General features: G+C 39.2%; 28 protein-coding genes. 11 read left to right on the top strand and 17 right to left on the bottom strand.

The genetic code is table 11. The features are described from left to right. Positions 1–19 precede the first annotated feature (19 nt). The 11 genes from QUE46_RS18945 to QUE46_RS18895 form a co-directional block, all read right to left on the bottom strand. On the bottom strand, positions 20–757 hold the full coding sequence (locus tag QUE46_RS18945; RefSeq protein WP_286248056.1) for a DUF1365 domain-containing protein: 738 nt from the start codon (positions 755–757) through the stop codon (positions 20–22). Then, positions 750–2,006: an NAD(P)/FAD-dependent oxidoreductase gene (locus tag QUE46_RS18940; RefSeq protein ID WP_286248054.1), complete on the bottom strand. Its 1,257-nt coding sequence runs from the start codon at positions 2,004–2,006 to the stop codon at positions 750–752. Before QUE46_RS18940 ends, QUE46_RS18945 begins: the two co-directional genes overlap by 8 nt. Next, positions 2,003–2,713, bottom strand: a complete 711-nt coding sequence (locus tag QUE46_RS18935) for an SDR family NAD(P)-dependent oxidoreductase (RefSeq protein ID WP_286248052.1) — start codon at positions 2,711–2,713, stop codon at positions 2,003–2,005. The genes QUE46_RS18940 and QUE46_RS18935 overlap by 4 nt, the downstream gene beginning before the upstream one ends. A 2-nt stretch (positions 2,714–2,715) precedes the next feature. After that, positions 2,716–3,144: a nuclear transport factor 2 family protein gene (locus tag QUE46_RS18930; protein WP_286248050.1), complete on the bottom strand. Its 429-nt coding sequence runs from the start codon at positions 3,142–3,144 to the stop codon at positions 2,716–2,718. A 1-nt stretch (position 3,145) separates the two neighbouring features. Next, complete coding sequence (gene phrB / locus QUE46_RS18925) at positions 3,146–4,540, bottom strand: deoxyribodipyrimidine photo-lyase (protein ID WP_286248048.1); 1,395 nt, start codon at positions 4,538–4,540, stop codon at positions 3,146–3,148. After that, on the bottom strand, positions 4,540–5,493 hold the full coding sequence (locus QUE46_RS18920; RefSeq protein WP_286248046.1) for a DUF523 and DUF1722 domain-containing protein: 954 nt from the start codon (positions 5,491–5,493) through the stop codon (positions 4,540–4,542). The genes phrB and QUE46_RS18920 overlap by 1 nt, the downstream gene beginning before the upstream one ends. Positions 5,494–5,501: 8 nt before the next feature. Continuing rightward, complete coding sequence (locus tag QUE46_RS18915; RefSeq protein WP_286248044.1) at positions 5,502–6,182, bottom strand: ChrR family anti-sigma-E factor; 681 nt, start codon at positions 6,180–6,182, stop codon at positions 5,502–5,504. Beyond that, positions 6,175–6,798, bottom strand: a complete 624-nt coding sequence (locus QUE46_RS18910) for a sigma-70 family RNA polymerase sigma factor (RefSeq protein WP_286248042.1) — start codon at positions 6,796–6,798, stop codon at positions 6,175–6,177. Before QUE46_RS18910 ends, QUE46_RS18915 begins: the two co-directional genes overlap by 8 nt. Before the next feature lie 69 nt (positions 6,799–6,867). After that, positions 6,868–7,449, bottom strand: coding sequence for an LON peptidase substrate-binding domain-containing protein (locus QUE46_RS18905; RefSeq protein ID WP_286248040.1), 582 nt, complete (start codon positions 7,447–7,449; stop codon positions 6,868–6,870). A 223-nt stretch (positions 7,450–7,672) separates the two neighbouring features. Then, positions 7,673–7,951: a hypothetical protein gene (locus QUE46_RS18900; protein ID WP_286248038.1), complete on the bottom strand. Its 279-nt coding sequence runs from the start codon at positions 7,949–7,951 to the stop codon at positions 7,673–7,675. A gap of 225 nt (positions 7,952–8,176) precedes the next feature. Continuing rightward, positions 8,177–8,536, bottom strand: a complete 360-nt coding sequence (locus QUE46_RS18895; RefSeq protein WP_286248037.1) for a hypothetical protein — start codon at positions 8,534–8,536, stop codon at positions 8,177–8,179. Positions 8,537–8,703: 167 nt separating this feature from the next. Between QUE46_RS18895 and QUE46_RS18890 the strand changes: the two genes are divergently transcribed. After that, positions 8,704–9,333 (top strand): hemolysin III family protein, encoded by a 630-nt coding sequence (locus tag QUE46_RS18890; protein ID WP_286248035.1) that lies wholly within the window; start codon positions 8,704–8,706, stop codon positions 9,331–9,333. A 495-nt stretch (positions 9,334–9,828) separates the two neighbouring features. Here the strand turns inward: QUE46_RS18890 and QUE46_RS18885 are convergent, their stop codons facing one another. Continuing rightward, on the bottom strand, positions 9,829–10,776 hold the full coding sequence (locus QUE46_RS18885; RefSeq protein ID WP_286248032.1) for a LysR family transcriptional regulator: 948 nt from the start codon (positions 10,774–10,776) through the stop codon (positions 9,829–9,831). 249 nt (positions 10,777–11,025) lie between these two features. Between QUE46_RS18885 and QUE46_RS18880 the strand changes: the two genes are divergently transcribed. The 5 genes from QUE46_RS18880 to QUE46_RS18860 all read left to right on the top strand — a co-directional run bounded on the left by QUE46_RS18880 (position 11,026) and on the right by QUE46_RS18860 (position 15,498). After that, on the top strand, positions 11,026–11,685 hold the full coding sequence (locus tag QUE46_RS18880; RefSeq protein ID WP_286248030.1) for a DsbA family oxidoreductase: 660 nt from the start codon (positions 11,026–11,028) through the stop codon (positions 11,683–11,685). Between the two features lie 100 nt (positions 11,686–11,785). Beyond that, complete coding sequence (locus tag QUE46_RS18875) at positions 11,786–12,340, top strand: carboxymuconolactone decarboxylase family protein (RefSeq protein ID WP_286248028.1); 555 nt, start codon at positions 11,786–11,788, stop codon at positions 12,338–12,340. Between the two features lie 31 nt (positions 12,341–12,371). After that, positions 12,372–13,334 (top strand): hypothetical protein, encoded by a 963-nt coding sequence (locus tag QUE46_RS18870; protein WP_286248026.1) that lies wholly within the window; start codon positions 12,372–12,374, stop codon positions 13,332–13,334. A 78-nt stretch (positions 13,335–13,412) separates the two neighbouring features. Continuing rightward, the gene (locus tag QUE46_RS18865; protein ID WP_286248023.1) at positions 13,413–14,429 is read left to right on the top strand and encodes a haloalkane dehalogenase; all 1,017 of its coding nucleotides are present in this window, start codon (positions 13,413–13,415) and stop codon (positions 14,427–14,429) included. 88 nt (positions 14,430–14,517) lie between these two features. After that, the gene (locus tag QUE46_RS18860; RefSeq protein ID WP_286248021.1) at positions 14,518–15,498 is read left to right on the top strand and encodes an alpha/beta hydrolase; all 981 of its coding nucleotides are present in this window, start codon (positions 14,518–14,520) and stop codon (positions 15,496–15,498) included. 300 nt (positions 15,499–15,798) lie between these two features. On the opposite strand, the gene QUE46_RS18855 is transcribed toward QUE46_RS18860, so the two are convergent. Both QUE46_RS18855 and QUE46_RS18850 read right to left on the bottom strand, forming a co-directional pair. Then, on the bottom strand, positions 15,799–16,110 hold the full coding sequence (locus tag QUE46_RS18855) for an MGMT family protein (protein WP_286248019.1): 312 nt from the start codon (positions 16,108–16,110) through the stop codon (positions 15,799–15,801). Next, on the bottom strand, positions 16,100–16,996 hold the full coding sequence (locus QUE46_RS18850) for a LysR family transcriptional regulator (protein ID WP_286248016.1): 897 nt from the start codon (positions 16,994–16,996) through the stop codon (positions 16,100–16,102). Before QUE46_RS18850 ends, QUE46_RS18855 begins: the two co-directional genes overlap by 11 nt. Positions 16,997–17,119: 123 nt before the next feature. Here QUE46_RS18850 and QUE46_RS18845 point away from each other — a divergent pair, with 123 nt between their 5' ends. The 5 genes from QUE46_RS18845 (at position 17,120) to QUE46_RS18825 (ending at position 22,485) form a co-directional block, all read left to right on the top strand. Further along, entirely contained in the window at positions 17,120–18,202 is a 1,083-nt protein-coding gene (locus tag QUE46_RS18845) for an efflux RND transporter periplasmic adaptor subunit (RefSeq protein ID WP_286248014.1), read from the top strand. A gap of 2 nt (positions 18,203–18,204) precedes the next feature. Then, positions 18,205–21,285, top strand: a complete 3,081-nt coding sequence (locus QUE46_RS18840) for an efflux RND transporter permease subunit (protein ID WP_286248012.1) — start codon at positions 18,205–18,207, stop codon at positions 21,283–21,285. Between the two features lie 80 nt (positions 21,286–21,365). Further along, complete coding sequence (locus tag QUE46_RS18835; RefSeq protein WP_286248007.1) at positions 21,366–21,626, top strand: MetJ regulator of methionine regulon; 261 nt, start codon at positions 21,366–21,368, stop codon at positions 21,624–21,626. An 8-nt stretch (positions 21,627–21,634) separates the two neighbouring features. Continuing rightward, a complete protein-coding gene (locus tag QUE46_RS18830) occupies positions 21,635–21,946 on the top strand; it encodes a hypothetical protein (protein ID WP_286248005.1) in 312 nt (103 codons plus the stop codon). A gap of 230 nt (positions 21,947–22,176) precedes the next feature. Next, positions 22,177–22,485: a hypothetical protein gene (locus tag QUE46_RS18825; protein ID WP_286248003.1), complete on the top strand. Its 309-nt coding sequence runs from the start codon at positions 22,177–22,179 to the stop codon at positions 22,483–22,485. Between the two features lie 9 nt (positions 22,486–22,494). Here the strand turns inward: QUE46_RS18825 and rluF are convergent, their stop codons facing one another. The 3 genes from rluF to QUE46_RS18810 form a co-directional block, all read right to left on the bottom strand. Further along, positions 22,495–23,481 carry a 23S rRNA pseudouridine(2604) synthase RluF gene (rluF, locus tag QUE46_RS18820; RefSeq protein ID WP_286248001.1) on the bottom strand — a complete coding sequence of 329 codons (987 nt, stop codon included), beginning with the start codon at positions 23,479–23,481 and terminating at the stop codon, positions 22,495–22,497. A 76-nt stretch (positions 23,482–23,557) separates the two neighbouring features. After that, the gene (locus tag QUE46_RS18815; protein WP_286249265.1) at positions 23,558–24,637 is read right to left on the bottom strand and encodes a DUF418 domain-containing protein; all 1,080 of its coding nucleotides are present in this window, start codon (positions 24,635–24,637) and stop codon (positions 23,558–23,560) included. Positions 24,638–24,671: 34 nt separating this feature from the next. Beyond that, positions 24,672–25,886, bottom strand: coding sequence for an EAL and HDOD domain-containing protein (locus tag QUE46_RS18810; protein ID WP_286247999.1), 1,215 nt, complete (start codon positions 25,884–25,886; stop codon positions 24,672–24,674). Positions 25,887–25,922 lie beyond the last annotated feature (36 nt).

Raw genomic sequence — 25,922 nt, 5'->3', positions numbered from 1 at the left:
CAAGGCTTGTTTAACTATACTAAGGTTTTCCTGAATGACCTAAAAAAGGAACCCTTTTAATAAACAGCTTAAATGCTTGCACATAAATACCTTTGAAAATGGACAAAGTCATCGCAGGAAATTTTTTTAATAATTTATTAACTTCTTGCCTAGTTAACTGACTTCGCTTTAACCGTAAAGAAGCGTCAAATAACAACTCATCCCCACGTTTATTTTCTATATGAATTAATGTGTTATCGACAGTGTGTTGTACCTGCCAATGGTAGTCCATATCTAAATTCATAAAAGGTGATACGGAGAAAGCCTTTTTAAAGTTCACTTTTTTTTGTAAGGGCACCAAATAATAATGGCGCTCATTCCAAGGCGTATTGCTTACCTCGGCCACCATATAGTTAAAGTTATCGGTGCTATTACCGTAAAAGTAAAAATTTACAGGGCTAAAATAAATTCCCATGCACCTAAGTTGACCAAGCATATAAATATGCGTAAACGTCTCTTTAACACCTAGTTTTTCTATTTGGCACTGTGCACGTTCAAAAATGCTTAATGGCTCTGAATTTGACAGTGTATTTAAATAATCAGCTTGATTAAAACGCAGTGCTTTAAAACCAAAAGTACCTAACATAGGGTGGATATTATTAAGCAATAACGGATTTTTTAAATCTACCCACATCATATACAGTGGGTATTTAAACTGATGGTTTTTTACAGCAAAGCGCCGATGCCTTACATCGCCTAAGTATACAGCGCTATTCAAATTCAACACCTAACTGTTTAGCCACATCTACTCCACTGCGAACACCATCTTCATGAAAACCGTTATACCAATAAGCACCACAAAAATAGCTATTATTTTGGCCATCAACAGTGTGCTTTAGTTTTTGTGCGGCAATGGATGATTCGTTAAAAACAGGGTGATGATAAGTAAACTCGCGTAATATATTTGCTTTGTTAATCCCTTCTAAGTGATTAAGGGTTACACAAAATTGAGTATCTGAGTCAATACCTTGCAGTATATTCATTTGGTATGTAACAACCGCTGCTTTATCGGTATTTTCGTTTAGAAGGTAGTTCCAACTTGCCCAAGCGGCTTTTCTATCTGGCAGTAAACGGGTATCAGTATGCAGTACCACCGAATTTTCGGTATAGGGAATTGCACCTAATACAGCCTGCTCTTGCTCAGTAGCATCGCCCAGTAACGCAAGGGCTTGATCTGAGTGGCACGCAAATACCACTTTATCAAATTCTGCGTGCTCGCCATTTTCAAGGGTAATAATTACTTTATTATCTACACGAGTAACCGTCTCTATATCGGTGTTTAGTTTTATCCGATCCGCAAAACCTTTAATAAGCGGCTTAATGTATTGCTTAGACCCACCAGGAATTACATACCACTGCGGCCTATTTGTAATATCAAGTAAGCCATGGTTGTAAAAAAAGTTTACAAAAAACTCAACCCCTACATTTTGCATCTCTTTGATGCTAGTTGACCAGATAGCCGCCCCCATAGGTAAAATATAATGGTATTTAAAAAAATCATTAAAGCCGTGCGTATCTAATAACTGACCCAGCGTTTGATCTTTCGGGTAGTTTTGCTCGCTGTGCATTGCTTTACATAATTTATTAAACTTAACAATATCGCTTAACAAGCGCCAAAACTTAGGCCTAAATATATTTCTTTTTTGGGCGAATAAACTGGTGAAGGTATGTCCGTTGTACTCAAAACCGCTTGCTTGATTATGAACGCTAAAGCTCATTTGTGTTTCTTGTCTATCTACGCCAATGCGCGCGAGTAGTTTTTCAAAATACGGGTAAGTGCGATCATTAAATACTATAAAGCCCGTGTCTATTGCGCGTTTAACTCCAGCATCAGATATCTCTACTGTCGCGGTATGACCACCAATATAATCGTTTTTTTCAAATACGGTAATATCGTAATGTTTATGCAGTAAATGAGCACAGGTTAAACCCGATACGCCAGAACCTATTATTGCTATTTTTTTCAACGGGCTAGTCCTTTTGCTAAACTTAACCAAAGTGGTAACGGTAAAATACGTAATGCTTTTAAAATAAGCGTAAACCGATAAGGAAAATGAACTTCTTTACGGCGTTTATTGATCCCCCTGATCATGTAATCAGCGGCCTCTGTTGCTGTAACGGCCATAGGCATTGGGAAATCGTTTTTATCAGTAAGGGGGGTTTTTACAAAACCAGGGTGTACTAACGTAACATCAACATCATTTAAGTCGATTGCTAAACTTTTCGCTAAATAGCTTACCCCAGCCTTAGATGCGCCATAAGCTTCTGAACGTGGCAGAGGTAAATATGTAACGCTTGAGCTAACAAGCACAAGTTGTCCGCCCGCATTAATTTTTGGTAATAGTGCCTCTAGGCAATAGCCCATTGCCAGCAGATTAACCGAAATAACTCGCTCAAACAAAGCGCTGTCAAAGTTACGGGCATCATCAACATACTCACAGTTACCAGCATTAAGAATAACCTTATCAAAAGCACTAAACCCAAGAGTTGCTTGCTTTATATCTTTAAGATCCGTGGCATCAAACTGACACGCTTTAATATTGGTGTGTTTTTCAAGCTCAGCTAACTTTTCTAGGTTTCTACCGCATGCAATCACTGTGTTGCCTTGCTGGGCGTACTTTATTGCAAGCTGCTCACCAATACCTGAGGTTGCACCTGTAATTAAAATATTCATCGCTACCCTGCTCGTTTATCTATGTAATTTATAATCCCACCCAAAATAGGAATATGCTTGTATAGCATTTCACCTACATTTAAATAGTCGCGGTGGTTAATAATCTTACCCTCTTTAAATACCAGCTTACTGTGCCCTTCTACCGATATAGTTTTGCCAGAAGCCAGTTTTGGGTGAGCGTAATGCATAGTCCAATATAAAAATGCTTTGTCATCACGCTCATAGGTGTCGCTAATATCAAACTGACAATGCTTCACGTTACTATAAAGATTAGAAAAATATCGGGTAAGCTCACTTAGTCCGTGTATTTCGTGCATTGGGTCTTTAAATTTAATTTGCTCGCTGTAAATATCATTAAGCAAATGCAAGTTTGATTTATCGAGTTGTTGATATATTTCTACAAATTTTGCTACCGGTAATGCTGTTTCCATATCACACCTTAAATGCAGCTATTGCACGTTCGCGAGCTGCTTTATGATCTACGATTGCCGGCCAGTAACATTGCTTATCAGCGCCTATTGACGCTAAATAAGCATGCGGAAAATGAATATGTTTATCTGGCACTTTTTCAAGCTCTGGCAAATATTTACGTATAAATTTACCATTTGGATCAAAGCGCTCACTTTGAGTGATAGGATTAAACACGCGAAAATAAGGCTGCGCGTCACAGCCAGTACTTGCAGCCCACTGCCAACCGCCATTATTAGAGGCTAAATCACCATCAATAAGGTGCTGCATAAAAAACTGCTCGCCTTCACGCCAGTCAATCAATAAATGTTTGGTCAAAAAGCTGGCAACCACCATTCTTAAGCGATTATGCATCCAGCCAGTTTGCACTAACTGGCGCATTGCTGCATCAACGAGTGGGTAACCTGTTTTACCTTCACACCAAGCTTTAAATTCAGCGTCGTTTTTTCGCCATTTGACAGCGTTATATTTTTCGTTAAAGTTCTCACCGCGAGAAAGCTTTGGGTATTCACTTAACAAATGTCGGTAAAACTCTCGCCATATAAGCTCGTTTATCCAAGTAAAAGTTTTACTTTTTGAGGTTGTTAAAATATCTGGGTAGCGGTTTTGAATGTTAACCACTAACTGCTTAGGGCTTATAATACCCAGCGCTAAATAAGGGCTTAAACCCGATGTGCCTTTAATGCTGGGTATATCACGCTGATCGTCATAGCTACTTAATTTGTCGCAAATAAAATTATCAACAATTGTTGCTAAGCTTTCATCATCAACCGGCCATTTTTCTGAGCTGCCATCTGTCTTTAATGCCTTGTTAGCATCAATATCTATTGGCTGTTTGTCTAATGGCCACGCTAATAGGCTAAAATGCGTATCTTGATGCTGTTTAAGCCACTGTTTTTTAAATGGCGTAAACACTTTATACATTTCGTTGTTTTGGTTTTTAACACTTCCAACAGGCGCTATTACATCTCCCTCATACAGGGCAAAAGTAATATTTTTATCATCACATTTTGCAAGTATTTGCGTATCGCGATTTACTTCATTTAACTCATACTCTTTGTTAGCAACTATATGGTTAATATGGTGTTTATCGCAAAATGATAAAAGCGCATTTTCACAATCATCAAAATAAGGGGCATCAATAATGTGCAGCTTTATTGCGTACTGCGCTAGCTCCTGACGTAAATAATTGATCCGCCTTTTTAGTAAATCTATTTGAATAGGTGCAGTATTATGTTGTTGCCATTGCTTTTCGCAGATAAAAAAAATGGCCTGTTTAGCGCCATTGTTTAACGCTTCAATAAGCGCTTCGTTAGAAAAAAGGCGCAAATCGCGCCTAAACCAAAAAAGTGTATTCATTATATGCCGTAACGTAATTTTAGTTCATTAGGGTAAGGATTAAAAAACACCTGCTTTTCTAAATATTCATTAGGGTGTACTTTAAGGTGGTGTTTTAGCAAAGTAAGCGGTACATATAAGGGGACAATGCCTTGACGATACTCATCTATGGCATCTCTAAGCTCTTGCTTCTCTATCTTAGATAAGTCTTTTTTAAAGTAGCCCTGTAAATGCATTAACGTATTGCAGTTATTTCTGCGCGATGCAGGCTTTTTAAGACCATTCATTAAACCAAGAATGTACTCACCTGCTAAAGCGTTAATATCATCGCCTTTATAAGTACCAAGTAAATTACCTAAATCTCGGTATGCTTGGTAATTATGAGCCATGAGTAAATATTTATATTGAGAATGAAACTGCGTAAGCTTATGCACTGTAAGCGGCTCAGAGGCTAGCAATTGCCATTGTTTATAAGCATATACACGCATTACAAAGTTTTCGCGTAAATGCATATCGTTTAAGCGGCCGTTTTCTTCGCATGGCAATAATGGATTGTGCTTCATTATTTGCTCAGCAAAAAAACCAACGCCTTCAGATGTATTGCCGGTGCCCGCCTCGTTATATATTTTTATTCTTTCCATACCACAGCTCGGGCTTTTTGCACAAAAAACAAACCCACTTAAATTTTGTGCTTGCTCTGTAGCAACTTTTTTACCGTATTCAGTTAGTTTAGGCCCAACATCACCAGTACCATCTGGGCGACACACTTTTATTGTATCGCCCACACGCACTTGGCGTATGGTTGGTCTAGGAATAGGTAAACCTACGGCTACCTCTGGGCAAAATCGGGTGTACTCTACGTATTTACCGAGTTCATCCATACAAAAATTAGACTTTTTATGGCCTGTATCAAAACGTACTTTTTCGCCTGCTAAGCAAGCGCTAATACCTATTTTTATTGTGTCTGTTTGCATAAATTCTCTTAATAAATCAAGTTACCTATAGGATTAAGTAACTTACTGAGTCCTTTATTAAAATGTAGCGCACTACTGACTACTGTAAAGCACAAGCAGCCGTTTTTTGTAAGTGGCGTATGCTGATGAGAGCCATCTTGCCAAATAAAGTCACCTGGCACGTAACTGCCCTCTTCATCACTAAACTCACCATCTAATAGCAATGTTACTTCAAAACCAGTATGAGTATGCTCTGGGATTTCGCCACCTGCACCTATGTGTAAAAGGCTCGAGCGCAATGGGCCATCATCAATAGCAACGCGAGAGCGAGCAAGCTTACCCACTTGCGTAAAGCGCCCATGCGAAATACGTGTTAAGGCACGTGGTAGTTCGTAGTTATGCTCATTAACTTGTATCGTTACCGGCTCAACTTCATACACTTCATCAATACTAGGATCAGCTGTTATCAAGTTAAGCAGGTCAGTACCGAAGTCTACTTCTTCGGTATCGTGGCTGTTTTTAACCGTGCTGGAGCTCAATTGCGACTCGCTAAACACCTCTTTTGCGTTTTCTGCTTCGAGTTGTGCCACTTTTGCTTGACACACTGGGCACATATCAACATGAATAGATACCGCAACACTTAACGATGCAGGTAACTGCGCTGAACAATATTGTGCTAGTAAAGTTTCACTAGGGTGATGTTTAATCATGCTGATCTCCCATTTCATTACGTAATTTTTGCAAGGCTAAACGCAATCGTGATTTTACCGTGCCTACAGGAATATTAAGTTGTTGAGCTAGTTGCTCTTGCGACATATCTTGAAAATAAACACCTCTAACTACCTCTCGCTGTGCAGCTGGCAATTTATCTAGGTAGCGTTTAATTTGTTGGTCTTCCAAGTGGTCGCTAAATTCAAGTGTTGTATCTTGGGATTCATTAATAAGTGGCCAAATATCTTCGCTTATATTTTCTTCTTTATTACTTTTCATTTTACGAAGCATATCAAATGAGGCATTACGCATTACGGTATATACCCAAGTTGTCGCAGCCCCTTTATCGCTGTGATACAAATGCGCTTTACGCCAAACTGAGGTTAGTGTTTCTTGTACAAGCTCCATAGCTTGTGCCTCAGAGCCAAACTGCTTAATTCCAAATCGTTTAATTTTTGGCGAAAAATACTCAAATAAGTAAGCAAACGCTCTTTTGTCTCGCGAAGTGGCTACATCAAGCAGAGCTTGCATAAGCTCTGCACTTGGCGTTTCTGGCATGGCAGTATATTTACCTGTATTAGGTTCACAACGTGGTGAGGGTTGTTGACTTACCATAATAATTAATCCCGTGTGTGCTTTTGTACAAATCTATACGCCAAGCAATTAAACGCAGATCACATTATTTTAGGCAAATTCATTGTTAATCACAGTATGGAGGAAGTTTAGTAAGTTAGCAAAGTTACTTTCGAACGCAAGTTGCTGTTTTTTATCAATAGATATAGGTAAAAGCTCAAGCCAGCGCGCAACTACCCAAGCTAAATTATCAAACTTGGTTTGCCTATATAAACTAGAAAGCTCTTTATTGTTTAAAAATATATCCTGCAAAGAATCAGACAAACGTTGATTATCAGCCGAAATTTCACTGTGGGAGTCATTGTACCAATACGGCGTATTGCAATCGCTTAATAAGCCATGGCGCAATTGGCTTTCGTCTTGGTATACGTCATTTATTTGCACGCTTTTAGCAGCGTACACATCAATAAGTAGCATATTGCTAGGGTCTTGATCAAAGTCGATAATATCGACCAAACAACCCTGAGCGCTAATATTAAATGGCGTATCGTGCTGGTAGGTGCACAGTACAAAACCGACGTTATTTTGTAGTGCGGTTTTTACCATGTTTAAATACCTAGGTTCAAATATACGCAAACGCGTATAGCCTTCAGGTAATACAAATATTGGTAATGGGAAAATCGCACGTTTCATAAAGTCTACTTCTTTAAATTACACTGCCTTTATTTACGTGCGCTTTTACTAAGTCGATCAGCTTACTGAAATCGAATTATTTACCTATTAATTAAAAGTTGATCCAACTTCCCATACTTTTTATTACTTGAACCATATAATAAACACTAATCATGCTTACAACAGGCGCCAACATAAGTGCAAATAATCCTAATTCATTACTCATCGTCTTATCCTTTTGCACTTATTTAGCTTTAACTTGCGTATTTACCGGTGCTGTTGACTGCACAGTAACGTTTGATTGCTCTTGCGCTTGGTCTAGTAATTGCTCAAGTACTGCCTGTGCATCAAAACTAAGGCTTTGCGAAATTGATTGCTCAAGCTCAGCCGTTGCTTGATTAATATAGCTTGTTACGTTTTGCGTTATGATATCAGTTACATCTAAGTCCACTTCACTTGCATGTACTTGCGAAGAACTTAATACTAATAAACTTGCCATAGCGATTTTAATTGAATGTTTCATAATGGTATTCCTTGTTGTGTATATTGTTTAGACGCAATAACATAATCAAGGGTTGTGCCAACAGAAAAATAAAAATTAAACCATTGATATTTGAAGACTATCTTAAAAATCATATAGCAACGCAGCATTCAGGCTTGGTTAATTTAACTAACCTTTTTAATTTTTTGACTAACTATTAGTAAATATTTTCAACTCACAATTTGCAGTTTAAAACAATTACTACCTTTACTGTTTATTTTGCGCATCGGGTTTTACTTTTTTACCTAACCTGTAGGCATCAACCATACTGAGTAACCAAATAACTACCATTAAAGGAAGGTATTTATATTCCCCAAGCTGTGCACATTCATTAGAAGGACTTTGGGCGGCTTGTAAAATACCCGAAAACGTCATCGGGATTTTACCTGCTAAAATTTCATTTGCGCTACATTGCGCTATAGCCAAAATATCACCTAATGTCATAAACAAAAGTAGCGTAAATACACCTGCAAAAATACAACCTATTAAATGCTTTTTAAGCGATAAATGTCCTGCCCCAGGATACACGATGGCCGTAAGTAAAACGGCTTTGAGCTCTTTTTTCATAATAAACGTGCCTTCATTAATTGAGACTATACGACCACACTTTAACCAATTAATTCCTTTTAAAATCAATAAAAGTAACGAGGCTAATTTACAGTAACAATGATGACATTGAAACATTGAGCGTACACCTGTACACTCAAGTTTAATTAATAAGTGGTAGGACAAGTATGACTATAGATGCACCCTATTCTCGCAAAGAAGAAAAGCTCAATGTATTAAGCCATGCACTGGGTATATTTTTTGCCGTGTTTGTAATGTGGGACTTATTTAAACAAGCCACCAGCGTAAAAGCCTATATAAGCACCGCTGTATATGGGGCTAGTTTATTTGTATTGTTTTTATCATCCACACTTTATCACGCCAGTGTACAGCCAAAAATACGCGCTTTTTATAAAAAGTGTGATCACTGCGCTATTTACGTATTAATAGCCGGTACCTACACCCCATTTTTGTTGCTATCCCTTAATGGCGCTTGGTCTTGGGGGACACTGAGTTTTATTTGGGCAGTCGCGCTTGGTGGCGTTGCTTATAAAGTACTGGTTAAAAATGGTAATAAAAAAATATCGCTGGCTACCTACTTACTCATGGGCTGGTTTGCCCTTGCAATTGTTTACCCGCTTTATTTAAATATTGATGTAAACGCACTTTACTGGTTACTTGCCGGTGGTATTTTTTATAGCTTAGGTACTATATTTTATAGCGCTAAAAGCACGCAATTTAGTCATGCTATTTGGCACTTATTTGTTATTGCTGGGTGTGTGTGCCATTACATTTCAATTACTAAATATGTTTATTGATGTCAGCTTAACGGGGTTGAAATCAAAGTAAATAATAAAACCGTAGAAAGCTGAAAAAGCATTTGTGTACCCACAATTATTTACAGCAAAGTATCAACTGTTATTTATTGCTCATTCCTAGGGTCTGTTTGAACTCATAGCCCCCGTTTTAATTGTATAATAGTCCGATTGTTGAGGAAGGTGTATTAAATAGTATGTACGTAAGTGCCTTGAAACGGGTGATATAGATACACGCATAAAAAATTAGTCATCGATTTTATACTAAGCCGCTTAAACAAGTGATCAATTTTGAAGCTGGAAAAACGTGTAGATAACTAGGCAATAAATTCGCTATTTAGTAGTGCTCAGCAATTGCTCCTGCATTACTCTACCTTCTGCATCCATGCAGTCTTAAATGAGGATTTATTAACTCAGGTAGCGACACATTGAGCCCCGCAAAATGATTCAGTATTATTGCGAATTGGTATTACTATACATGAACCAAAATCTGATAACTTATTGATAGTAATTCTCATAATTATCAATATAACTATCCCAGACAGGATGTTCTCCTATTGTTTCTCTAAATGTTTCTAGAAATTTATTGACCAGTGGTGTCGGACTTCTGTGTGGGTAAACCGCATAAAGCGCACCAAATGATTCTGGCAATGCATAATTTGTTAGTAAAGGCACCAAATCAAATTTCTTAATATTGTCACCCAACATATAGAGTGCGAGTACGCCAAAACCTTGCCCAGACTTTACCGAGTCAAGAACAAGTTCTTGTTCATTGACTCTATATCTTCCTTTAAATTCCCACAGTTTGAATTCACCACTTTTAGGGTCTTTTCCGATAGGAATTTTATTGACGACAAGTCCTCCACTAGAGAAAAAAACCGCGGGTAGTTTAACCAAGTCTTCGGGTGTTTTCGGCATACCATATTGCTCTATAAACGATTTAGAAGCTAAAATGGCAACATTATTGTCGGCTAACTTTCTGGCAACTAAATTTGAATCTTGCATATCTCCAATTCGAAAAGCTATGTCATACCTGTCTTCAATGACATTCAATACTTTGTTACTGAGATCGAGTTGAACATCAGTATCTGGGTATCTTTGCATAAATATTTTTATTGCTTTTTGTACATACAACTTACCAAATAATGTCGGACAGGTTATTCGCAGTAACCCTTTCGGTTTTTCATGAAACGACTCAACAATACGGTGCGTATCAGAAATCGTTTGCCTAACGGACTCCGCTTGCTTCAATACTTCTTTTCCTGCCTCAGTGAGCGACAGCGAACGAGTGGAGCGGTTAAGCAAACGAGTACCTAGCTCGCTCTCTAGCATTTTAATTTGCTTTGATAATGAAGATCTATCCATGAGCCTTAATTCAGCGGCCTTGGTATATGACCCTTGACGGACAACATCCAAAAATAGATCTAGCCTAGTAGCAATATCCATAACCCCCCCTTACTCAACCATTATTGTAGTTATTCCTGACAACACAATATTTTCTTGAATTATCTGAAGAATGATACAAGCCAATATTATAAGCCATATGAGCACTTGACGTTATCATTGAAGGTTTATCGCTGCAATGATTATGGAAAATATATCCACAATCATGGGGTGAAACACATGATTATCTTTTAACAGATATCACGCATAATTCTACCCATCAACAATGATACACAACGGAGTAATGGGTGTATGAATAAGCAAATTAAAATTGATTTCGTATCTGACGCTGTTTGCCCTTGGTGTGCAATCGGCTACACGCGACTAAAACAAGCCATCGCAGAGTTAAATTTACAAGAAGAAGTCCATATTGAATGGCAGCCATTTTTCTTGAATCCAGAAATGCCTTTGGAAGGTGAAAATATTTACGATTATGGAACGCGCAAATACGGAAGAACCAAGCAAGAAGGCGACTTTAATAGAGCCAATATTACCCAACTAGGAAATGAGGCAGGGTTTACCTTCAACTTTACTGACAATTCACGTGTCGTGAACACGCGAGATGCACATACGCTACTGGACTTTTTAAAAGGCACTAAAGAGCAAACTGAACTTAAGGAAAAGTTGTTTAACGCCTTCTTTACTGAGCAAAAGGATATCTCTGACAGAAAAGTGCTTGAGCACTTGCTTAGAGATACGGGTGTGAAAGTGCCTAATATCTCTAAAATACTGGATGACCAAGACACTCAAAATCGTATTGCTAATAAAGTATCACACTGGCATAGCCTCGGAATTACCGTCGTTCCTACAATGATTTTTAACAACGAACTTGTCGTTAACGGTTCTAGAACGATTGAAGCGTATAAGCAAATTTTAACTGAACTCGTTTCATCGTACTCACTAACCGCATAAACCATTAACCATTAACCATTAACCATTAACCATTAACCATTAACCATTAACCATTAACCATTAACCATTAACCATTAACCAAATTTTAAGAGGTATCAACATGACCGAATTTACAATACATAACGTAGAATCAGCACCGACAAAAAGTAAAGCAATACTAGAAGCTTCGCTAAAAACCAACGGTATGATCGCTAATTTACATGGAATAATGGCAGAAGCGCCAGAACTGCTTATAGCCTATCAAGAGCTGGGAAAACTTTTTACGAATACCTCATTCAACAAAGAAGAACTCACCGTTGTTTGGCAAACCATTAATGTTGAACACAATTGTACGTATTGTGTTCCTGCCCATACGGGAATTGCAAACATGATGAAAGTTGACCCTGCATTGACCGAAGCATTAAGAAATCAAGATAAAATGCCAACCCCTAAACTTCAAGCACTACAGGATATGACACTGAGCGTTGTTCGCAATCGAGGCAATGTTTCAGATGATGACGTTAGCGCTTTCTTTGCTGCGGGTTATGCTCAGCGTCAATTATTAGAGATTATTCTTGGCGTGTCTCAAAAAGTGATCAGTAATTATGTGAATCACATCGCGAAAACGCCCGTAGACAAACCTTTCCAAAAATTTTCTTGGGACAAAAAAGCGTAACACCGAGCTGATTATTAAAGAGAGATTAAACATGACTATATCGAAGACACTCTCGATTGCTGCTACGGTGATGACCGTAGCAGCAGGCATTTCGGTGTCAAACTTTGCACTCGCTAAGGCAAAGCCTCAAAAAACCGATGAATCAGCAACCATTGAAGTGCTAACAGCATATCCGCATGGTAATTTTCTTGAAAACTTAGAAGTTCAACAAGATGGTAGGTTACTTTTTACCAACTACCCTACAAAGTCAATTGAAGTGATGGAACAAGGTGGGCAGACGAAAACATTTTCGACACTGTCTGCTTACCCATTGAGCCTTATTTCAATTGATGGAGGCTACCTAGTTGCGGCCTCTGGTAAATCTCTCTTACTTGGAGAGAACGTAGTAGGCTCCCAACAATTTATCCTGCTTGATAAAAATGGCAAGCAAATTGGGCAATTTGATGCGCCTCAAGTCATGTATTTGAACGGTATGGTCAGGCTTGGTAATAACGTAATCCTCGCGGTTGATTCACTATCGGGCAATATTTGGCAAGTTAACCCAAAAACGCAAGAAATTAGTTCATGGATACAAGACGAATCGCTTTCTCCACTTGCTGATCAGAAGATGTTTATTCCAGGTGCTAACGGCGTAAAACTTAGATCTGATGGACTCATTGTATCTAATACGTCCAAAGGCACGCTGTCCCTTATTAGAATAGGGAAAGATGGCAAGCCACAAGGCAAACCAGAGCTGTTGGCGAAAGTTGGAATGATTGACGATTTCTGGGTGAGAGAAGATGGATCGATACTCTTTACAACACATGGTGAAACCGTCAAATCGCTGTCAATTAGTGGCGAAATAACCACCATAGTTGCAGATGGCGCTGGTGGTGCAACTGCCATTGCACCCTACCCCCTAAATCAAGACAGCCGTTTTGTCATGATCAACGACGGAAATATCTACTTTGGTAAAAAAGATTTGGTCGAAGTGCTTCTGGTTACAATTAAGTAAATCAAATCAGAAGTCGTTGTACTAAACAATCTCAGAAGCAGATAACTCCTGTTTAACAATACAAAAGAGAAAATGAATATGAAAAGTCTATTATCCAGCATATTGGCCGCTACTGCCTTTATAGCCACAATAGGAGCATTTGCGAATGCTCAAGAAATAAAGTCTCAAGAACAGAATTATTACAAAGGATACAAGGTTGCGCCAATGGACATCCCCTCGACAACAAAATATACCCATGAATACGTCGATATTCTTGGTTCAAAAATGGCTTACATTGACATTGGTGAAGGCGATCCGATTTTATTTTTACATGGACAGCCAACGTCATCGTATTTGTGGCGTAATGTCATGCCTCACTTAGAAGGGCAAGGCCGATTAATTGCGCCGGATAATATTGGCTTCGGAAAATCAGATCAACCTGAGATGGATTACACGTTTGGCGATCAATACCCTTATTTCGAAGCATTCGTTAAAAAGCTTGATCTAAAAAATATAACGCTTGTCGTTCACGATTGGGGCTCTGGTCTTGGCTTACATTACGCGCGGCAGCATCCCGACAATATTAAAGGCATTGTTACAATGGAAGCGTTAATGGCGCCGTTGCTACCAGCAAAAACGTGGGAAGATTACCCAAAACACAAAGCAAAATTTTCGAAAATGATTCGTAGCGAAGATGTGGGTCGCAAGATGGTTATTGAAGACAATTGGTTCTTAAAAGTTGCGGTACCTGCAGCCATTGTTCGTCCGCTAGATAAAGCAGCACATGAAGAATACTTGAAACCTTTTCCCACTGAAAAATCACGCATTCAGGTTTATCAATGGCCCAAAGAGTTACCAATTAATGGTGAGCCAGCAGCTACGGAAAAAGTGATCAGCGCTTATAACAAATGGCTGGAAGAAACTGAAATCCCTTGGTTGTATCTTTACGCCACACCGGGCTCTCAGAATCCGCCAGAAGCGGCTGACTATTGGGAGAAACGCGCTAAAAACATCCAAATTACATACATTGGTAATGGTATTCACTATGTGCAAGAAGACCAGCCTTATGCCATCGGGCGTGCAATACATGACTGGTATCGTCGTATCAATAAGTAGGTTTTCATACCGTCATTAGTACTAAAACTCGGTTAATTTTTATCACTGTTTTAGCGCACAAGTTTTAGTGCGCTATTGGGAAACTATTATGAAAAACATGAAACATTTAGCGAATGAAGAGTTAAAATCACTTTACACGCCCTTTAAAATACTACCTTATATCGCAAGTAAAAACTGGGGCATCAAGCTGATGAATTTTATGGCTAAATTCTCTAATGGTAAGCTTATAGACGGTATGTACAATGAGCAAAGGTATATTCCAAGTAAAAGTGGTGGGCCAGACATTAGAGTGAGAATTTTCAAGCCACTTAATGTGGAAGGAAAATTGCCTTGTTTGGAATATATTCATGGTGGCGGCTATATATTAGGCAGCCCTGAAATGGGTCCTAACCTTAATATTATTAAGCAATTTATAGAAAAAAGACCTTGTGTAGTGATAGCTCCGGCATACAGAAAATCTTTAGATGCACCATATCCTGCTGCATTTAATGACTGTTATGAAACCTTGTTATGGGCAAAGGAACATGCTGATGAGTTGGGGATTTATCAGGATAAGTTTATGGTTGCAGGACATAGCGGCGGTGGTGGCCTAACGGCAGCAGTAACATTAAAGGCAAGAGATACAAAGGACATAGATATTGCTTTTCAAATGCCTTTTTATCCAATGATAGACGACTCACAAAGCACCTCTTCAGCACAAGAAATGGTATCTGTACCTGTTTGGAATGCAGAATCTAACAAAAAAGGATGGGATGCTTACCTTGCGGATATTAAGCAGCAAGGTTTAGACACTCCAAAATACGCTGCTGCATTTAGAAATAAGGACTATAAGGATTTTCCTCCAACCATCACCTTTGTCGGCGATTTAGAACCTTTTAAAGATGAAACCATTGCTTACGTAGAAGCGCTCGAAAGAGAAGGTATTGATGTAACATTTAGATTATATGAAGGCTGTTACCATGGCTTTGATGCGTATGTTCCAAAGGCTAAAATTTCACAAGATGCCGTTAAATTTACCTATGATTCGTATGCTGAATATTATGATAAGTATGTAACAAAGGCACTTTAAGGTGCGTCCTCAGGACGCATATTACATATATAAATGTTTGGCTAACTACTGTTTTTTAATAGGGTGTAATGAAAAATATAAAAAAGTTTCTATTTCGAACTTCGACTATTTACGTGAGACAGATACATGCCTATATAGTATGAATAGTAAAGCAGACTTGAATAGCCTATTGTGGCTTATTTTTTCACTCGGTTAAGGTGAATCGACTTTGCTAAACACTGCTAACAGTTAATTTACTATGTCGGATGGCACTTCGCTTATCCGAACTACTCTGGCATTAATCTGCCCGTAATGGTCATATCACTCCCACCTACACTCGCGCATATTCACTTTTTTATTCTTAAAACTAACACCTTCTAATAGCAGTTTTTGGCGTTGTTCTTGGTATTTATCACTGCCTTCGGGAAACGATATTTTTCCTTGGCTATTTACCACACGGTGCCAGGGTATAACAGAATCATCAGGCATTTGCTTTAGCAGGCGCCCTACTAGGCGTGAATTTTGCGGATAACCGGCAAGCGTTGCTACTTGCCCATAACTTGCTACAAAACCTGCTGGTATATTTGCAATGATAGTGTAGATGAGGGTTTCTTTATCGATATCAGCGCTCATTCACGTACGCCTCACTGAGTACTTTAAATTGCTCCCAAATAGAGCGCGCAACAGGGCCATGATGGATTGCATCACGCCTAAATGCACGCACTTCTATACCAAACTCATCCTCTCTGTCGTTTATCTTTATTTGCTGCAACAGCCCGGCTTCTATTTCAGGGGCGCAATAGTCTATATTCATCATTGCCCAGCCAGCACCTTGTAGCAAAAACGACTTTAAATTGCTTACATCGTCAATCTTCATTAAGGCAGAACCTTTAGAATACGAAAGTTTGTCACTGTCTATGCTTAAGTCACTTTCAAACATGGCTAAACACGGGTAATTTTGTAGCTCATTAAAGGTCATGTGCTTAGGATATGTATTGGTTGATGCAATAATACCAATGTTTAATTTACCAATAGGTAAGCTCTCTAAGTGCCCTGTTGCATGAAATAAATCAAACCAAGGTCCTATGCCTAGCTCTACTTGGCCGCCATTTACTTGCTCTAAAGAAACAAAGCGTTTGCCGCTGGTTAAATTAAACTCTGTACGCTTAAATAGTCTAAAAGTATTACTTATGATCTCGTTATAACTGTCTTTTTGACAAATTTGCTCGTAGCAAATTCTATATTGAGGCTCATTACCCAGTGCAAGCTCTTTAGCAAGCTGCGCTAGCTCATCATTTGCATGTAATAACTGTTGTGCTTCGCGGTGAAAAACACGCCCTTTTTCAGTTAACTGTAATCGGTACTTACTTCTATCGAGTAATTCAAAGCCAATTTTTGCTTCAAGATTTTTTATAGCAAGTGTAAGTGCAGGCTGAGTTTTATGTAATTTAAGCGCCGCGCCACTTAAACTTGCACTTTGTACAATGGCATCTAAAATTTGTAATTGATTCAGCTTCATACTGCGCTCAATATAATCATAAATAAAACTTATACTGTTTCTAAAATTTAATGAATTTTATTTTATATGGTTGCAGCGTATCCTGCACTTAATTATTTTGCCCATCATTGCCACGGAGAAGACATGAAACTCTTTCGTCTATGTATACTTACTACGACTTTACTTACATTAATGGCCTGTTCAGAGCCTGAAAAGCAAGTAAAAGAAGAGCCCATTAGGCCTGTTAAGTTATTTAATATAGGACATGATTCGCAAACAAATGTACGCAGTTTTCCTGCTGAGGTAGTTGCAAACCAAGGCTCGTACTTAGCTTTTAGAGTTAATGGTGAATTGGTAGAGTTTCCGGTTTTAGCTGGGGAAGAAGTTAAAAAAGGGCAGCTTTTAGCAAAGCTCGACCCAGAAGACTTCCAATTACAGTACGATGATAGAAAAGCTCGCTATGAGCTTGCTAAATCACAACTTGGTCGTATTGAACAACTCCTTGAGAAAAGAATCGCCAGTCAATCAGAATACGATGAAGCATTGGCTAATATGCAAGTGGCAGAGTCTGCCTTTAAAATTGCCGAAACCAACCTAGAATACAGCGAACTACGCGCCCCATTTGCAGGGACTGTAGCCAAAGTATTTGTTAAAAACTTTGAAAATATTCAAGCTAAACAAAACATTTTACGCCTAGAAACCCGCGATTTAATGGATGTAGAAATCCAAGTGCCTGAAAAAATAATAGCGCGCATTAAAAAAGGCAGCGACTACCACCCTACCGTTGTATTTGACGGTTATGACAATAAAGAGTACACCCTTGATTTAAAAGAGTGGGATACGCAGGCCGATCCGACAACACTTACCTACAAAGTTGTTTTTTCGTTGCCAGTACCTAAAGACTTTAACTTACTTGCAGGTATGACGGGCCGTGTATTTATCGATTTATCAAAAGTAACCAGCTCACAAGTGGCTTACACTATTTTACCGGTCGAGTCGGTTTTTTCTGAAGCGAAAGAAAGCGTGTCGGATAACGCCTATGTGTGGATATATAACCCAGAGACCGGCGTTGTTAACAAGCAAGCCGTTAAAGTCGGTCAAGTACACCGCGATGGCATTGAAGTATTGAGCGGTGTTAAAGAAGGGCAAATTGTCGTTTCTGCTGGCGTGCACTCATTAGATGAAGGCATGAAAGTACGCCCATGGAATAAAGAGCGAGGCTTATAATTATGAGCTTTGCACAACTCTCCATAGAGAAAAAAGTAATTAGCTGGATGTTTGCACTACTGCTGTTAATTGGCGGGAGTGTGTCGTACTTTGATTTAGGCCAACTAGAAGACCCAGAGTTTACGCTTAAAACCGCCATGGTTATTACTATGTATCCGGGTGCATCACCACAACAAGTAGAGGAAGAGGTCACCTTTCCTATCGAAAATGCGATTCAGCAACTTCCCTACGTTGATTATGTAACCTCTATTTCATCAAATGGTAAGTCGCAAATATCGGTAGAAATGAAAAGCACCTACCGTAAAGATCAGCTGCGCCAAATTTGGGATGAAATGCGCCGTAAAATTAACGACTTAGCACCTTCACTCCCAAGTGGCGTTTACCCAAGCACCATTTTAGATGACTTTGGCGATGTATACGGCGTTATGTATGCGGTTACCGGCGATGGCTACTCTTATGATGAACTTAAAGATTACACCGATTACTTAAAGCGTGAACTTGTACTCGTTAAAGGCGTGAGTAAAGTAACCATTGCAGGTGAACAACAACCGCAAGTTATGGTTGAAGTGTCTACCCGCAAATTAGCGCAGCTTGGTATTGCCCCAAGCCATATTTTTGGTTTACTGCAATCTCAAAATACAGTCTCTAACGCAGGTAAAATTAGAGTGGGCGATGAGTCTATACGCTTTCACCCAACCGGCGAATTTAAAGATGTTAAAGAACTCGAAACCCTACTTATATCAAAACCCGGTGCTAGCGAGCTTATTTACTTAGGTGATGTAGCCAAAGTATTTAGGGAATACGCAGAAGTACCCAGTAATGTTATTCGCTACAACTCAGAACAAGCGCTTTTAATTGGCGTTTCGTTTATGAATAACGTGAACGTAGTTGAGGTAGGTAAACGTATTGACGAGCACTTAGCAGAGCTTGAATATCAGCGACCACATGGCATACATGTAAAGTCGGTCTATAACCAACCTAAAGAAGTAGAAAAATCGGTAGATGGCTTTATTGTCAGCCTAGTAGAGGCGATTGCCATTGTAATTGTGGTACTGCTTATATTTATGGGGTTAAAAAGCGGTATTTTAATTGGCGGGATTTTATTACTAACCGTTCTAGGCACCTTTATATTTATGAAGTTGTTTGCCATAGACCTACAACGTATTTCTCTGGGCGCACTTATTATTGCCCTAGGTATGCTGGTAGATAACGCCATAGTAGTAACCGAAGGCATATTAATAAATTTAAAGCGTGGCCAAACTAAGTTAAAAGCGGCGGTTAATATTGTAGAACAAACTAAATGGCCGCTACTAGGCGCTACGGTTATTGGTATTACAGCGTTTGCCCCTATTGGCTTAAGCTCTGATGCGACCGGTGAATTTGCGGGTAGCTTATTTTGGGTGTTGTTTATATCGCTTTTATTAAGCTGGGTCACCGCTATTACGCTTACGCCATTTTTTGCAAATTTAATGTTTAAACAAGATGAGTTTAAAAAAGGTAAAAATGCTGAGGGCGAAGAGGAAGATGACGACCCATACCAAGGCTTTATTTTTACCGGCTATAAAGCACTTTTAGATGTGTCTATGCATTATCGTAAAACCACGCTTGTGCTAATGGTTGTACTCCTTTGCTCGGCAGTGGTTGGTTTTGGTGCGGTTAAACAATCGTTTTTCCCTGCCTCTAACACGCCTATGTTTTATGTAGATTACTGGCAGCAACAAGGCTCCGACATAAGAGCAACGCTCGAGGAAATTAAAAAGCTTGAAAACTACCTTCAAAAAGAAGAGCTAGTTGAAGAAATAACCAGTACAACCGGCCAAGGTGCTCCGCGCTTTATGCTTACTTATGCACCACAAAAGTCGTACTCATCGTACGGGCAGCTCATTATAAGAGTAAAAAACCGCGAGGCGGTGGCTGTAGTAATGCAAAAAGTGCGTGAATACTCTCAAAGTACGCCCCTTTCAGCTGAGCTTAAAATTAAGCCCATGGAAATTGGCCCCTCAACCGATGCTAAAATTGAAGCGCGTTTTACAGGCCCTGATCCGGTAATACTGAGACAATTAGCCGCCCAAGCTGAAGAAGTTATCGCACAGGATGACGGCGCTTATAATATTCGTGATGATTGGCGTGCACGCACTAAAATGATTCGCCCACAATTTAACGAACAAAAAGCGCGCCGCTTAGGTATTAGTAAGTCAGACCTTGATGATGTACTGCTTACTAGCTTGTCGGGCAAGCAAGTGGGTGTATACCGCGATGGTACACAACTACTGCCAATTATTGCTCGCTCACCGGCAAATGAGCGCCTAAATGTAGAAAGCGTTCACGATTTACAAATATACAGCCCAGTACTGGGTGTATTTGTGCCGGTAACACAAGTGGTTGACGAATTTGTAGTTGAATGGGAAGACAGCCTAATTATGCGCCGCGACAGAAAGCGCACAATAACGGTAATGGCTGATCAAAACGTATTAGGCGATGAAACTGCCGCCAAGCTTTTTGCTCGCGTGCGTGGGCCTGTAGAGGCAATAGAATTACCACGTGGCTACACATTAGAATGGGGCGGCGAGTATGAGTCGTCATCGGATGCGCAAGCCGCTATATTTGGCTCATTACCGCTGGGTTATTTAGCGATGTTTGCGGTAACCGTACTGCTGTTCAATTCACTTAAACAGCCTTTAGTTATTTGGGCTACCGTGCCACTGGCCATTATTGGTGTGAGTGCGGGGATGTTAATAATGAATGCACCATTTAGCTTTATGGCGCTACTTGGATTACTGAGTTTAAGCGGAATGCTGATTAAAAACGGCATTGTGTTGGTTGATCAAATAAACCTTGAACTTCGCGATGGTAAATCGCCTTATCAAGCTGTGTTTGAATCGGGCGTTAGCCGTGTACGCCCTGTAGCCATGGCGGCTATTACCACCATTTTAGGTATGATCCCGCTGTTATTTGACGTGTTCTTCCAGTCAATGGCGGTAACTATTATGTTTGGTTTAGGCTTTGCCACCATACTTACGCTTATTGTTGTGCCTGTGCTTTATACTGTTGTATTTAGAATAGACTACGAGCCTAGAAAGTAATTTAAAAGCCATACAGGACGTCTAAAACGCAGCTTACCTCACCGTAGCTGCGTTTTTTATTATTTAAACCGAGGTTAAAGATGGACATAATAAGCACGCTCATACTAATATTAGGCTGTATATGTATTCTCTTTGGCTATTTTCGTTTTATAAGCGACGAAAATGGCAATGTAGATTTAAACAACTACCGTTTCACGGGCGGTATTGCGCTGGTAATAACAGGCATGTTTGGCGGTACTTACGATTTAATTAAACGGCTGCGCTCTAAAAACAGCGTATCTGCATTAGCCGTTTATTTAGGGCTTTTTTTACTTTATATTGGCGTTGTGTTTTATAAATAACCCTTCAAATGACAGCAAAACAACTTTTTAGAATAATCATTACCGCGAGCTTACTACTCCCTCCCCTATTTTTTATTGCTTGGGATGAAAATCTCGATCCCCCCTTTATTGCCAATACTGCTTATGATTTTTTAACACATAAGCTGCTTCCTGCTTTGTCAGTAGTAATTAGTATTGCAGCAGGTATGTACGGATATAAAAAGTACAACGCATGCATAACCTTTAAATCAAATTTTAAAGATTATTTAGGGCCTGTTTATCTTTCGAGGTTAAATTTGCAGCAGTGTGTTTGGCATTTAGGCAAGGCAGAGCCTATGTAGTGTGGTTATTCCCCATAAATAGGCGATAACGCAGCATAAGTGCCAAACATGCGCTGCCCGAAGGGTTCTGTCTAGGGGCAATTTACTCTTTGTTGCTCGGTTTTTACTTAGCCCACTAGGTTACAAACCTCGCGCCGCGATTAAATCGCCCCTAGTTTGAACAAATTTTAATCCTGAAAGGTCAACAGGCCCTATAGCACGATGGAAAGCTTAGGGGCTGGCTGGGTATTTTGTTTATACCGGTTTTGGTTTATTTATGGCTGTGGGCTAGTTTTTGTATTTCTGTAAAGCTTTGGACTTATTATTATAGTGATAATAGCTGGCAGCAAGAGTACCAGCTACTTGCTGTAGAGGCGTGCCCGAGTGATTACGAATACAGCTGCGCAAAACTGCTTGTGCTTGATTTACAAACTTACAGAAAGCGCTCATTTAGGTGGTATTTAGATAAACATAAATTAAAGCGGCTAAAAAATGAGAAAATAAACATAGTGGGCGTTAAAAGCCCACTTGGTCATGTTGTGCATCAAATACAGTGGTAAGTGCCCACGCTATTTTTTTAAACTTAATGTGCCAGATGAACGCGCTTTACCGTTTGATGACTTTTTGTTATTTGCGTTTTTGCTATCGCTTTGAGTATTTTTAATTACGCCCCCTTTACCTACATAGGTAGTTGAACGCTTTTGAAAGGGGGTGTTACTCCTTTGAGTGCGAGTACCTCGCTCATTATTAAAGGCACGTGGGTTTTCACCCTGAAAATCACGTTTTTTAGGCTCGCCTTTATTATTGGCATTTTGCTTATTGGTATCAACCGAATGCTCTTGTGTTTTACCCGAATCAGCAATGGAGTCATTAATTTGCGCCATTTCTACGTCGGTTAAATGTCGCCACTGGCCTACTTTCAAGCCCTTTAACGTTACATTCATAATGCGGGTACGTTTAAGGGTCACCACTTCATAACCTAGGTATTCACACATACGACGAATTTGGCGGTTTAACCCCTGCGTAAGCACAATTTTAAACTCTTGCGGCGCTGTTTGCGTCACTTTACATTTTTTTGTAATGGTATCTAAAATAGGAATACCGTTAGCCATTTTGCTCACAAACTGGCGGTTTAGTGGTTTATCAACTGTCACCACGTATTCTTTTTCGTGATTATTACCCGCTCGCAAAATTTTATTTACGATATCGCCTTCATTGGTTAAAAAGATGAGTCCTTCAGAAGGTCTATCTAAACGACCGATAGGAAATATACGGGTGGGGTAGTTAACAGCTTTTACAATATTACTTTGAATTTTACTCTCGGTGGTACAGGTAATACCCACTGGCTTATTATACGCAATATAGACACGCTTAGGTTTTTCGCGCAGCGGTTTTCCATCCACTAAAACAGTATCGGTATCTGCCACTTTTACGCCCATTTCAGGCGTATTACCATTAACCGTTACACGACCTTGCTCAATATATTTATCGGCTTCACGGCGTGAACAAAAACCTGTTTCACTAATAAATTTATTTAAACGTTTTAATTCGGTCATGGCACTTAATGGTCCTAATTTTAAAGGCGACTAGTGTAAACCACACGCCATTATTTTTCGCCCCTAATTTAAACCTTTACGCATTAATTTTTGCGATTTTTGCTTGAGTTAACTTTCGCCAAACATATTCCAGCGGCCCTTGCTCATAATAGCGACAATATAAAGTTGTAAGTAATAGCTGCATGCTAACCAGGCCGGTCGCGACTAACCAATAGTCTATTCGGTTAAAACTTAATACCCACTGCGGATACAATACTTTATAAAGCAGCAGCTGCATAAGTGTTTGGCAAATATATAAGGTAAAAGCTAAGCGCCCAGCTTGCTGGATAAGCCGGCCCACATGGGTACGATTATTACAAAACTTAACGATGAGATGAATATAAAATACAGCCATGAATAGTGCGGCAAAGGTATTTATAAACTCTTGTATGGCGTAACCTGCTCCCCCTGTAAACTTTGACGCATAAAGCCTCATGCCTGAAAAAATAAAGGCGCCAGCTATACAAACAATAAGTTGAGGCTTGGTTAAGCCTTTACTAAAAACCTCATTTTTATATAAATAGATGCCTATCAGCATTAGCCCTACGCACAGCCACATGATCATGATAGGAATAGCAACCAGCATTAATATATTCATACCTAGATTACTCAAAAAGTAATCGCTGTAATGCGGGCTATATAAATCGATATACTGTGCTGAATCACGATAAATTACCTCATCTGGCGCACTAAAAAGCACCAACGCCGTTGCTACACAACCAATTAATAGAAACTCCCCCGCCCTTTTTACAAGCAGTTGATTATTACTTTGCAAATATTTTAGAACAAACCAGCCAGATACACCGTACAAAAATAAAATGTCGCCAGCCCACAGTAAAAAACCATGGGCTAAACCAAAAATGATAAGCCAACGCAATCGTGCTTTTAAAGGTGCTGTTGATTTAACTTTTTGCCATTGAATATAAAGCCCTGCCCCAAACAGTAAGCTAAACAGCGTTCTAAATCGGCCATCAACAAAAAAAACACTCACAGCATGGATAATGGAGTCGCTAAAAGGCGGGGTAGATAAAGGAATATAGCTATAATCCATTAAGCCAAACGCATAGCCATTCATATACACTAAGCAAAGCACGGCAATGCCGCGAATAAAGTCCATATTATAATTTCGCATAATGAGCGGTTGCTGTCCTTTAACTATTATTTTTATAATTATCTGCCCAATCTACGGCTTGATTATATAACCCTGGCAGCACATCACTTTTAACATTAAGTAATATAACGGCTTTTTCTAATGTCCACCAGCTACCTGTTTCATAGGCTTTTACTACATTTAAAATATAATACAGTGTGTTTTTTTCGTTTAATAACGCCGCTTTAATATCATCAGGAAAAGGTAACTTTTCAACTAATAAACTCATTGGTTGATCAAGTATTGCATCTAAAAGTGAGAACAAGCCAGTTAAAAATGCCTCTCCCGCAAGCGGTTTAGATACCTGCTTTGCTAGTAGCTCACAAAACCGCGCTCTTACTACGCACACTTGCATTAATTCTGCTGGCTTTTTACCCGCGGTATGTGCGGTAACAATTAAACTGACAAACTTTTTTAAACGCTCATACCCTAAATACACTAATGCTTGCTTAATAGATGATATTTTACTCTGAATTGGAAAAACACCACTGTTAATTAGCCGCATAAGCTTATAAGCCAAGGCGGCATCAGCTTCAAAGAGCGCAGTAATTTGATTTATATCTGGGCTGGGTTTCATTACTTGCGCGTAAATAGCCACAACTAAGGCATAGTTATAATCAATGTCTTGCTGTTCGTGCATTGTGGGCTTGGCAAAAAAATAGCCTTGAAAGTAATCAAACCCCATTTTATGCGCTTGGTAATAATCGGCTTGGGTTTCTATTTTTTCTGCTAATATTTTTATTTTTTTATGCTGTTTTAACTTTTCTACAATCTCGGCAATATCAGTTAAAGGCGTTTGCGCAATATCAAACTTTACTAGCTTAATAAACTTTAAAAAACGCTCCCATTGTTCGTTATAAACAAAGTCATCTAATGCGAGTTTATAATTTTTATGAAAAAGCTCTCTGCAAAGCTGGTAATTATCGTCAGTGGGTTCAATGGTTTCTAACAGCTCAATGACCACATCTTTACAGGGTAAAAAGTCACATAAATTGTGTTTTAAAGAGTCAGGCCCTATATTTATTAATGCCGTTTTACCTGAGGTTATATGGCGGGTGCCTAAATTAAGCTGGTTTTCCATTATTAGGCGAGCAGTAGCTTGACCTTCTTCTATTTCGGGAAAAAAGTTTTCAGCACTATTACGAAATAAAAGCTCGTAAGCAACTACATTTTGCTTACGATTGAATATTGCTTGCCTTGCAACAAATACAGACACATTACCTACTTCTTATTTTTATACTCAAACTAAGTA

This window comes from Pseudoalteromonas sp. MM1 (assembly GCF_030296835.1).
Classification (GTDB): domain Bacteria; phylum Pseudomonadota; class Gammaproteobacteria; order Enterobacterales; family Alteromonadaceae; genus Pseudoalteromonas.
Note: the sequence above shows the minus strand (reverse complement) of the source record. Positions and strands in the feature narration are given on the sequence as shown.